Annotated in this window: 7 protein-coding genes; 2 read left to right on the top strand and 5 right to left on the bottom strand. The window is 36.3% G+C overall.

Features of this window, described 5'->3' with window-relative positions:
* Positions 1-4,016: tandem-95 repeat protein (locus tag RAO94_02370; protein MDP8321177.1), on the bottom strand; the 4,016-nt coding region annotated here is incomplete at its 3' end.
* A 426-nt stretch (positions 4,017-4,442) separates the two neighbouring features.
* On the opposite strand from RAO94_02370, the gene murI reads away from it, so the two are divergent.
* Positions 4,443-5,246, top strand: coding sequence for a glutamate racemase (gene murI, locus RAO94_02365; protein MDP8321176.1), 804 nt, complete (start codon positions 4,443-4,445; stop codon positions 5,244-5,246).
* A gap of 23 nt (positions 5,247-5,269) precedes the next feature.
* On the top strand, positions 5,270-6,880 hold the full coding sequence (locus tag RAO94_02360; GenBank protein MDP8321175.1) for a CTP synthase: 1,611 nt from the start codon (positions 5,270-5,272) through the stop codon (positions 6,878-6,880).
* Positions 6,881-7,046: 166 nt separating this feature from the next.
* On the opposite strand, the gene RAO94_02355 is transcribed toward RAO94_02360, so the two are convergent.
* The 4 genes from RAO94_02355 to RAO94_02340 are packed head-to-tail and all read right to left on the bottom strand — an operon-like array spanning position 7,047 to position 11,742.
* Positions 7,047-7,919: a DUF4384 domain-containing protein gene (locus RAO94_02355; GenBank protein ID MDP8321174.1), complete on the bottom strand. Its 873-nt coding sequence runs from the start codon at positions 7,917-7,919 to the stop codon at positions 7,047-7,049.
* 48 nt (positions 7,920-7,967) lie between these two features.
* The gene (locus RAO94_02350) at positions 7,968-9,971 is read right to left on the bottom strand and encodes a caspase family protein (GenBank protein ID MDP8321173.1); all 2,004 of its coding nucleotides are present in this window, start codon (positions 9,969-9,971) and stop codon (positions 7,968-7,970) included.
* The gene (locus tag RAO94_02345) at positions 9,959-11,014 is read right to left on the bottom strand and encodes a hypothetical protein (protein ID MDP8321172.1); all 1,056 of its coding nucleotides are present in this window, start codon (positions 11,012-11,014) and stop codon (positions 9,959-9,961) included. Before RAO94_02345 ends, RAO94_02350 begins: the two co-directional genes overlap by 13 nt.
* Complete coding sequence (locus tag RAO94_02340) at positions 11,011-11,742, bottom strand: hypothetical protein (GenBank protein ID MDP8321171.1); 732 nt, start codon at positions 11,740-11,742, stop codon at positions 11,011-11,013. Before RAO94_02340 ends, RAO94_02345 begins: the two co-directional genes overlap by 4 nt.
* Positions 11,743-11,928: the final 186 nt, after the last annotated feature.

Below are 11,928 nucleotides of genomic sequence, written 5' to 3'. Positions count from 1 at the left end.
GTGATCGTAATACTTTCACTGCCATACCAGTTTGCTGCAGCAGAAAAAGTGATTTCCATATCTTCAATTTCTGCATCTATTTCTTCGTTTCCGCTAACTGTTAAATCCAGTTCATCATTATCAAATTCCAGAATATAATTACTCATATCCAGGGTTAAAGAAGCATCTTCATTTACATAGAATGAGTTTGGAAGATTTATAATCGGGGGATCATTTACCGGATTCACAATTATCAAAATGGAATCAGATATGGTAAATTCTCCGTCACTAAGATTAAAGGTCACCACTTCAGTGCCGAAATAATTTAATACCCCGGAAATCAAGGTATTATATCCCTGGATCTGGATATTCAAATTTGGACTCCCATTACCCAATGAGAAATCTAACTGGTTGCTATCTATATCTGAGCAATACTGATAAAAACTGTAAAAAATTGTAGAATCCTCCTGAAGATTTATCTCATCCGGTAAATTAATTACAGGTGGGTCATTCACTGGTTCAACAACAATAGAAATCACATCACTGATAGTTTCACCAGTATCTGAGCTTAATACTGTAACTGTGAGATCTTCACTGCCAGACCAGTCAGGGGTACCCGTAAACTCGATGATCAAATCATTAATATCCATAGAGATATTAGTCAATTCACTTAGCTCAATCTCTATTGAGTAGTTCAAGTTATTTGTCAGATGATCAGCCAGGTCAATCACTTCACTTTCATCTTCATTAATGCTCATCTCTTCAGGCAAATTAATTTCAAAATTACTACCAGTCTCAGTAACAAATACAGTCAGGATATCATCTGCTTGATATTCACCATCCGTTACCCAGAAATTAAGTTCCTCCATTCCCAGCCAATTGCTGCCAGCAGATAAGGTCACTATCAATCCATCCACATCAATAATGATATTTTCATTGCCACTGTAACCAATCAAAAGATCAGGGCTGTCTATATCACTGCAATACAAGTTGAAATCAATCTCCTCAATACTGCCAGATGCAAAAGTTATACTTTCCGGCAGGTCTAACTGAGGTGGATCATTGACCGGATTAATTATTACATTTATATCCTGCTCCACTTCGCTTCGCGTAATTTCATCACTGACTGTAAAAGTTACTGTATCTTGACCGTACCAGTTTTCTGGAGCAGAAATCAATGCTTCACTGCCTGATATTTCAATAATTATAATATTACTTTCCGCACTATATACAAGCTGATCTCCATCAACGTCACCGCTGTAATCCGAAAGATCTAATGAGAAATTCCCATCTTCATTAATTTCTATTTCCTCTGGTATTGCCAGCCAGGGATCATCATTAACAGAATTCACTGTTATATCCACATTTATAGTTACAGTGTTCTCACCATCATCAGCCCATAATTCCAATTGGCAATCACCATTCCAGTTCTCTTCCGGTGTCAATTCCAGAGTATCACCAATAATTGCCACTTGCAGTAATTCTGAAAATCCACCAATCTCAAGTTCATCAGTATCAATATCAAGCCAGAATTCAGCTAAACCTGTCTGATAAACACTATCCTCATCAAATTCCATATTATAAACACCAATATATTCTGGTGCATCATTAACTGCTGTCACGATAATATTCATTGTGTCAATCACTGTGGCAAATCCATCGGATATTTGAAAATTTATCTGCTCAATGCCATACCAGTTCGGAGCTGCAGATAGAAGGATGTCTCCATTTTCAATCTGCTGAATTATTATCTGTTCATTACCACTCCACAATATTACCAGACTATCTCCATCCGGGTCAATGGCATATTGCTGCCAGTTAAAGACGATTTCAGAGTCTTCGGTAAATGATATTTCTCCAGGTAGTTCAAATTCCGGTATCTGATTGTTATCAATCACCTCCACAGAAATATTATCACTTACTGTTTCTGTTCCATCATAAACATTAATCTGCAGATCATATATACCGGGCACAGTATTCCCACAATCAATCTCCAGCGTCATCTCATTGATTTCTGTAACAAGGAATTCGCTTTCTGCTGTTATATATAGGCTGTCTCCATCAATATCAACTATATAGCCCGTAAGATCAAGGTCGAGAATATCTCCCATATCTATCTCCAGACTTTCCGGCAGGTTCAATAAAGGCAGGTCATTCACTCCTGTGATGGTTACATTTAAATTATCTTCTGCAGCTCCTCCCTCACTATCAGTAACAGTTAATGCCAGATAAGTATCTCCAAACCAGTTATCATCAGGAGTAATTTTATAGCTTAGATTATTGATCACTGTATTGCCAGCCAGCTGCAGGAAATTTGGCGGATAACCTGCCACTCCACCTGGAATTGTTACAATCACAAGATCCACTCCATAGGTGATATTTTCACTCACATCAAGTATCCTGAAATACAACTCCTCAGGTTCTTCGGTAAATAAGTTAAAGGTAGTAAAATTAGATGAACCCCATCTATAACCAATACCCCGGCATTCATTACCAACAAATGCTGCAATAATATCATCACTTGCTATCGCTTCACCATTTATGGAAACACTACCATAGATCAGCATAGTTTGTGAATATTCTACAGGCTCCCAGTTGATCTCAGATTCCTCTATTTCCAGATATTCATTTTCTTCCCAAATCACAGTCAATTCATCATTTTCTGCATCTGAGATCATATAAGCAAGATCAATTACATATTCACTATCTTCATCCCAAACAAGCTCTGAAGGTAATTCCAGATCCGGAACATCATTCACCGAAATAAACTCCACTACCATCTGATCAGTTGAACTCAAACCACCAGGATCACTCACTTCAAATTCTAATTCCTCACTTCCATACCAGTTCGCATCTGCTGTAATATTAACCTGAAAGCCAGTAATCTCAACCTGGATATTTACTAAATTATTTAATTGAGCTAAAGTAAGTTCATCATCATCTACATCATTGATATATTCAGTGAAATCTACAATAAGACTTTCATCTTCTATCGCATATAAGCTATCGGGCAAAAATATCTCCGGGGCGTGATTACCAGCCAGCACCATTACGATCACATTCTGCTGAACCGGATCATTTTCATGATCATAAACACTAAAAGTAATTTCTTCCGTACCAATCCAGAAATCTGTCACATTTAAGATCAGATCACCTTCCAGATCCGCTTCATCACAATTAAGCTCCAGAAATGTGGGATAACCCACTGACCCTCCCGGATTGCTGGGTATCAAATCTGCACAGACCCACACTTCGTTAGTTTCAGGATCTTTTATCCTGATCTCCATTTCCTCTATTGAAGTTCCCTGCACGGTAGTATTTAAAAAACTCCTCCCATTATATGATTGCAGAACGGCAATATCTCTACATTGACTACCTACAAAAACTCCCACTTCATATTCCAAAGGTACAGATTCACCATTTTGGTTGATATATCCATATAAATTAGTAAAGGTCCCATAATTAACCGATTGCCAAGTGTTATCCGTTATTTCAATATTTACATCTTCATTACCAGTCCAGCTAATTTCAAGATTGTCACCCTCAGCATCATAAATAAAATCTCTAATTGCAAATAAATAAGTTTCAATATTATCAAATTCAATTTCCCCTGGCAGGTCAACAACTGGTGGTTCATTTGGCAACCCACCACCACTGGCATTAAGCTCCAGAAAGTTCGGAGGGTATCCAAGATCATGTCCTGGATAACTCTGCACACTCTCATCAATATCTAAAATGATATCTTCATTGGCATCCCATAACTTGAAAGTGATTGTCTCTATTTGCTCACCCTGGATATTCATAACAGAATATGATTCACCATTATAGAAAAATATATTACCTGTTCCCCTACATTCACTAGCAGCAAATGCTCCCAGAATATCACCCGTTTCAGCAGCCTCATTGTTTATTGTCACTTGACAATAAGCTACAGTACTATTTGTATAAATTACTGGCTGCCAGCCAGGATCCCTCTCATCTCCCATAAGTAATGATATCAATAAGATGAATATAACATGCATCAACAATTTCCGCATTAACTACCCCCCAGTAGAAATCTAAATTACTCCCATTCTATATATCAGAAGTTAGCACCAGTAAGTCAAGATATTTTAAGATTCTGGTCATAATTAGCTCCAAGAGATTCTAGAAACGATGTGAGGAAAGGGGTAACTTTTAGAGTTTAATAATGAATTGCGAGTGCATTTAATTCACCCTGTTCATGATTTAGCAAAATATGATAAATTATGATAAACCTTCTCTTACGAATTCTTTACTTAAAATTCTTTTTTACTTTCCTAATCACCAATTACTGGTTATCTAAGGATTGTTAAAAAATGGATAATCTTGGTTTGGAGGATAGTTATTGACAATTTGTATCGAGTCTTTTTTTTTACTCTACATTCTAGCGATAGAGAAATATTAGAAGTAATTTTGTTTAAGAAACAGAAACAGGAATAATTATGAAAAATCCAATAGGGATCTTTGATTCAGGTGTAGGTGGTTTAACTGTTTTCCGAGAGATTCGACGTAGATTTGCCTATGAAGACATCATTTATTTTGGAGATACAGCCCGAGTTCCTTATGGTCCCAAATCTCCTGAAACTATTATCCAGTACTCCATTCAGAATGCCAGATTTCTACTCCAGAATAGAGCCAAAATAATCGTGGTAGCCTGTAATACAGCTTCCGCGCTGGCACTGCCGGTATTGCAGGCATTATTACCAGTACCAGTTATCGGTGTTATTCAACCCGGTGCACAGGCAGCAGCGGAAAGCAGCAGAAATAAAAAAATCGGGATAATTGGAACTCACGGTACTGTGAACAGTAAAGCTTATCAGAAAGCAATCCATATACTAGATCCAGGAATAGAAGTACTTGCAAAAGCCTGCCCTTTATTTGTTCCGCTTGTAGAAGAAGGCTGGGAAGATCATGCCGTAACTCACCAGATAGCATCTGAATATCTGGCACCCTTTATCAATTCTGATTATGATACCCTGATCCTGGGTTGTACACATTATCCAATTTTAAAAAAGACCTTGAGAACAGTAACTAATGGCAAAATCAATCTGATAGACAGCGCAGAAGTGATAGCTGACTGCCTGGCAGCAGAATTGCCTGAATGCGAAACCGCTAATGCCGGAAAAGATCTTTTTTATGTATCGGATAATGAAGATAAATTTAGTAGAATAGCTTCCAGGATCACTGGTACTGATCTGGAATTTCTGCATAAAGTGATTCTTGGTGAATCGTGGTTTATTAAATAATATATACAGGAGAATTATGAGCAATGGCTAAGCACATTTTCGTTATTGGTGGAGTTTTATCGTCACTCGGAAAAGGGATAGCATCGTCCTCTATTGGTGTATTGATGAAAGAGATGGGCTATAATGTGATCATGCAGAAATTTGACCCCTACCTGAATGTTGATCCCGGCACGATGAGTCCCTTTCAGCATGGAGAAGTATTTGTAACGGATGATGGAGCGGAAACAGACCTTGATCTGGGGCATTATGAGCGTTTTATCGGCACGCCTTTATCAGCAAAATCCAATGCAACTTCGGGACAGATCTATGAAAGGGTTATCATGAGAGAAAGAAGAGGAGATTTTCTGGGAAAAACCGTCCAGGTAATCCCTCATGTAACCAACGAGATCAAGGCACTTATTCGTCAAATGGGTAAAAACGATGATGATATTGTGATCACAGAGATCGGTGGAACTGTGGGTGATATTGAAAGTCTGCCCTTTCTGGAGGCTGTACGTCAATTTGCTCTCAAAGAAGGAAGATCAAATTGTGTGTTCGTTTTTCTCACTTATGTGCCATTCATTAAAGCTGCGGGTGAATTAAAAACCAAGCCTACTCAGCATGCCACCACCAAATTGAGAGAGATCGGTATTCAACCAGATTTTTTGCTGTGCCGCAGTGAAAAGCCCTTTAATGACGAAGTGAAAGAAAAGATTGCTCTATTTACCAATGTTCCTGCCGACCATGTGATCAATGCCATTGATGTGGAATGTCTTTATGAAGTACCTAAGGTTTATATAAAAGATGGATTGCATAAAATGCTATGCAAGCAGCTTCAGATAAAAGAAAGACCCATAGATTTTAGTAAATGGGATCAATTAATAGACAATATCAAAAATCCAGATAAAGAAGTTGAAATAGCAGTCTGCGGAAAATATGTGATTCATCGTGATGCGTATAAAAGCGTGGAAGCTGCACTTATTCATGGAGCTGCTGCTCATAAAGCAAAACTTAATATTAAGTGGGTGGACTCAGAAAAGAATAGTTCCCCTGAAAAGATCAATGCTGCCCTGGAAGGTGTAGATGGTATTCTGATCCCCGGAGGTTTTGGAATTCGTGGGATTGATGGTAAGATAGCTATCACGCAATACGCCCGGGAAAACAACATCCCCTTCTTTGGTATCTGCCTGGGCATGCAGGTGGCAGTAATAGAATTTGCCAAGCATGTATGCGATCTTAATGATGCCTACAGCACTGAATTTGAAGAACACTGCAGCCAGCCCGTGATCACTCTCTTAGATGATCAGCAGGATATCAACCTGATGGGTGGAACCATGCGTCTGGGTGCCTGGGATTGCCAGTTAAAACCAGATTCTCTTGCTGCCAGGATCTATAAAAAAGAAGATATTAGTGAAAGACATCGCCACAGGTATGAATTCAATAATGATTACAGAGAAGTATTCGAAAAGAATGGTATGGTATTCTCTGGCACCTCACTGAATGAATTCCTTTGCGAAATTGTAGAGATCCCCTCTCACCCATTCTTTATTGGAGTCCAATTTCATCCGGAATTCAAAAGCAGACCACAAACCGCGCATCCAATATTCCATAACTTTGTGGGAGCAGCACTTGATAAACATTACTCAAAAAAATAACCAGTACCCATTTGCACTGGTTATTTAAATATATTTCAGCCGGAAGCTATTTGCTACCGGCTTTTCTTTCTTCTCTATGCAGAATTTGGTGAAAATTAGCTATATTATCAAACAGCTAAAAGCCGCAATCCATTCATAGTGGTGAAACAGACATAATTTTTTTTCACTACTTCTTTATAAAATACTGAAGGTCAACCTCTACAATTTCATTGCTTGGTATTTCAACTAACCAGTTTTGAAGGGATTCTAAAGCTGTATTAAAGTTGTCATTCAAATTTATTGAAATTGGTTTTTTTGTCGCTATCACTTTGACTAATTCTGTATCTTCATCCTTATTAGGAAGCAGCGTAACTTTGTACTTTATTCCCATCGACTTTTCCTTTTCTGTGGGCAACGTAAGTTTTTGCCCTGCTTCAGCGAAATTGTTCGGGGAATACTTATTAGGAAAAACTGTCCCCACACTTTCATCAGAAGATATGAATATAACCGTTAAATAGCAATCAATTGAAGGTGTTATCTCTATCTCAATATTTTCATTCTCAACGTAGTAATTTTTATTCAGATCTGCATTCAACTTGAAATATGGGTCTCTTTCTCCCTTTTGTTTACCAAGCAAAATCTTCATTACCACAATTTCATAAATGTCTTCCCCATGCACTTCAGTTTTGCTTTCAACGATCTCTTTCTTCAAAATTATTCCACTACTGGTGAGTTTGATCAGGTTAGAGAAATGATCTACATTGATTTTATTATTAGTTTCAGCTTTGAATGAAAGTGTTCTGCTTCCCACTTCTACACCAAAATATTCAAGAGCCCTTTTGCTGGCTTTCTCTATTGCTTTGTCCCTTGCTTCTTCCGGTGAAATATTCGCTATCTCAATACTGGCAGTAACAAGAAACCAGTCATTACCTAATGGCTCAAGCTTATCCTGTATTATATTTTCCAATATAGAATTTTCGGTTGAAGTTTTCACAATTTCTTTATTCTGACTACATCCGCAAATTATAACCAGTAATAAAATTAACAAATACCTTCTCATATTTACTCCTGAGATACTATATTACATCATATTAAATGCTTATAACAGCTACTCGTATTTAACTGCAATTTTATCAGTATCCTGACCTGATAGCTGAGGATTCTGTTCAAAACCATGCAACAGTTTTGTATTATATGGGACACCATCATTGCTGTCCGACACATACTGATAGATCTCATTATAGGTTATATCACCATTATTATCATAATCTGCATTTCTGTTATGGATTGCCTTTAAGAAGAAGTAGGTGAACATTCCATGTTTCTTTTCTTTATACCAGCTTGACGGCTGATCACTTTGGGAACTGGAGATTATCAAACTATTTTCCAATATAATAATAGGATTATCAATATCAAGTATTATAGGTGAAATATTTTCCAGAAGCTCTGCTCCGCTGAAGCAGGCATCAAGGATAACTGTCATTGATTTTGCCGGTATTTCAGCAAGGTTATTATAAAATGTATCAATTGAATATCCTCCTAATTCCACATATTGAGGATCACATTCCACAGGTACAAAATATCCCTTCTGATCTTTTATACTCGGTGCACCATGACCGGAATAAAATATTATCACGTCAGTAACCTGGCTTTTAACTGAATTATAAAGCTTGCCCTGATAATTTCTGTCCGTGCCAAAATATGTTTCAAAATCGCCCTTAGTTGCATTATTAATTATGAATATATTGCCTTCTTTCAAACCAAAGGCAGATATCAGATACTGTTTCATTAATGCTGCATCACGCATAGCAAAATCAACCTGCTTTGTCTTCTGATAATCACGGTTACCGATTACTACTGCAATTACATCATTGTTTTTTACTCCACGGGGTATATTCTGCTCGATATCTACAGAAAGGTCTGCTTCATAGGCAAGCTCTCCATATTCTTTCTCAATTCCTGAAACTACTGTTTTCTGGATAGTTCTTGCACTTTCGCTTTTCTTTATCGGCAAACGCAGTTTATCCACTCCTGCCAGTCCGGTTGCTTCAGTAAAATCGACATATAAAGGGATATTATCTTCTGCTTTGTCATTAACGAAAAATTCAAGTGGTACATCTATCTGGTCATTATATTCAATATCGCCCAGTTTCACAGTTTTGGGAAATGTATCAGTAATAAATACATTGTCTCCAGCATAAAACTTTGCATAAGCTCCTGTTCCTGTGCCTTTTCCTTTATTACCGATCCTTACAGTTAATTCTATCATTTCTCCCGATTCGATCATTCCATTTGAGTTACCATCTTCAATACCAGTATCTACAATGAATATTTCCGGTTTCTGAAAAGATTTAGTGGAAATCTGAATTTCTACAGGATCCGGTGGAAAACCATTTATCTCATCAAACTCAAAACGAATTAGATGATCTGCATCTTCTATTCCAATATATGCCTCGATTGGTATATCCACTTCTGTTGTCTTCCCTGCTTCTATTTCTTCAATATATGTATTATTGTAATTCAAGTTTTCTATCCTTTCAGGATTGAATTTAACAAGTATTCCTTTTCCAGTTCCTTCTCCCTGATTGGTAATGTTCAGGTGAAAAATCCCCTTTTCCAAAGCATCAAGAAAATTATTACCATCTGTATCCTCAAAGCTTACGCTTGCAGACAGTGCGGGAGGTCTTGATATTGCTTTCTTTGCTAAAACTTCATCTTCTACCTGGATCAGTGTCCGGTATATATATGCATAATCATCACTACACCCAACAGCAAGATATTTTCCATCTGGACTAAAGGATACTGAACTTATATAATCTCCATGTTTGAAAGATTTAACTTCATTTCCTGTCTCTAAATTGAAAATTCGTGCATTATTGTCAGAACTTCCAGTTGCCAGATATTTTCCATCTGGACTAAAGGATACTGAAAGTACAGAACCTCCATGTTTGAAAGATTTAACTTCATTTCCTGTCTCTAAATTGAAAATTCGTGCATTATTGTCAGAACTTCCAGTTGCCAGAAATTTTCCATCTGGACTAAATGTCACCGAACGTACTTGATATCCATGTTTGAAAGATTTTGCTTCATTTCCTGTCTCTAAATTAAAAATGCGAGCATAATCGTCATCGCTTCCAGTTGCCAGATATTTTCCATCTGACTAAATGCTACTGAACGTACATAATTTCCTTGTTTGAAAGATTTAACTCCATTTCCTGTCTCTAAATTGAAAATAAAAGCATTTTTATAACTTCCAGTTGCCAGATATTTTCCATCTGGACTAAAGGATACTGAATTTACATCTATTTCATGTTTGAAAGATATAACTTCATTTCCTGTCTCTAAATTGAAAATGCGAGCATAATCGTCATCGCTTCCAGTTGCCAGAAATTTTCCATCTGGACTAAATGCCACCGAAGGTACATAATTTCCTTGTTTGAAAGATTTAACTCCATTTCCTGTCTCTAAATTGAAAATAAAAGCATTTCTATAACTTCCAGTTGCCAGATATTTTCCATCTGAACTGAATACTACCGAAGACACATTACCGTTAAATTTAAGCGATAGCATAGGATTAAACTCATATTCCAATTCATATTTGCTAATTGGATTTGCAATTATAAGCTTAGCCAAACCAATTTTATCACCGTTATCCACTGCCAATATTCCAGTATATAATAGCTTATTTTTGTTTTTAAATAGGTTTCCTGCATTTGCTTTGTCTATTTTAATTACTACTTCATAATGCTCTTTTTGATAATCAAGGTTATCAACGGTTATTTTCCACTCTTCTGTATTTGGGTCATACTTATCAGAATCTAATGCTACTCTTATGTTTTGAGTTTCAAAAAGCCTTCCTCTAAAAAAACTCATTTTCTGCCATAGATCAACCATATATTGTTTTCTAAGCTGGTTAATTTGTGGCATTGCTTTACTCATTCTTGTCAGATATTCAATATCACTTTCAAATGGATCCTGCTCAGCAAAAAGTGGATTTGAACTTTTTAGATCAGAAATTTTCTGTTCTACCAGTATTCCATTCTGACTGATTTCTTTTTTCAATGCCTCTATCTGCTTCAAATTATCCTCAATTTCATTTGCCTGCAAAATTAATGTCATTATAATAAAAATAAATACAACAGCTATCTTTTTCATATTTTCTCCTTAGAATTAAATTTACTCGCAGTATAAGTCACTTCCCATAATAATGCGCAGGTACGATATTTCTGCTTTCCTTCATTATCCTGGACTCTTAATCCTGCAACTGATTTTTTACTTAATTTCGCGGATATTTTATCACCATTTTCAAAAACAGTTAAATCTAAGTTCTTTATTTCTTTAATACCGTCATCAATTATGATTTGTTTTTTTGACCTCCAGCCATTAATCTTTTGTTCTATATCCCCATCATACTTTAGCAGATGATAAATTCCATTTTTTTCAATCTTAGCTACAACAATTATCTTGGCTATACCATCATACTCACCAACCAATAACAAATAACACTTTGCATTATTATCTTGTTTTGAAAATCGAGCAAGCTTAATAACATCTTCAATTATTGCTTTCTTTTTGCTTCGCTTTTTTTTACCTGCTGCAGAAGTAACAACCTTTTTTTCTATTAAACCACAAGGATTTTCTTCTTCTTTCGATAACCAGAAAGCAATATCGGCAAATTTGTCATTATCCAATTTAACAGGATAATTATTTTCTACCTTGTAGATCCTTTCATTTCTTCCTGAATTTGATTGAAGAATACCCTCTACAATAAGTTGTACTGCACCTTCTGGTATTCGAGTAAAACTGATAGTCCTTTGATATTCTATCCAGCTTGCTATACCATTAACTAATTCCGTTCCCCAATTAGATAAATTAGAATTCAAAATCCCCTCCAATTAATAATACATGGTTAAATATTATAAAATATATATTCTAATGTCAAGAAATTATATTTGCAATTCTATCATCTGCGTTCATTTGAATTATATTTTCATTTTTAAGTATTCAGAACTGTCCTTTATATTTTTTAAAGTAGCCATTTCAATCCAATTACTAATAAGCACGTTACA

The organism is Candidatus Stygibacter australis (assembly GCA_030765845.1).
Taxonomy (GTDB): domain Bacteria; phylum Cloacimonadota; class Cloacimonadia; order Cloacimonadales; family TCS61; genus Stygibacter; species Stygibacter australis.
Note: the sequence above shows the minus strand (reverse complement) of the source record. Positions and strands in the feature narration are given on the sequence as shown.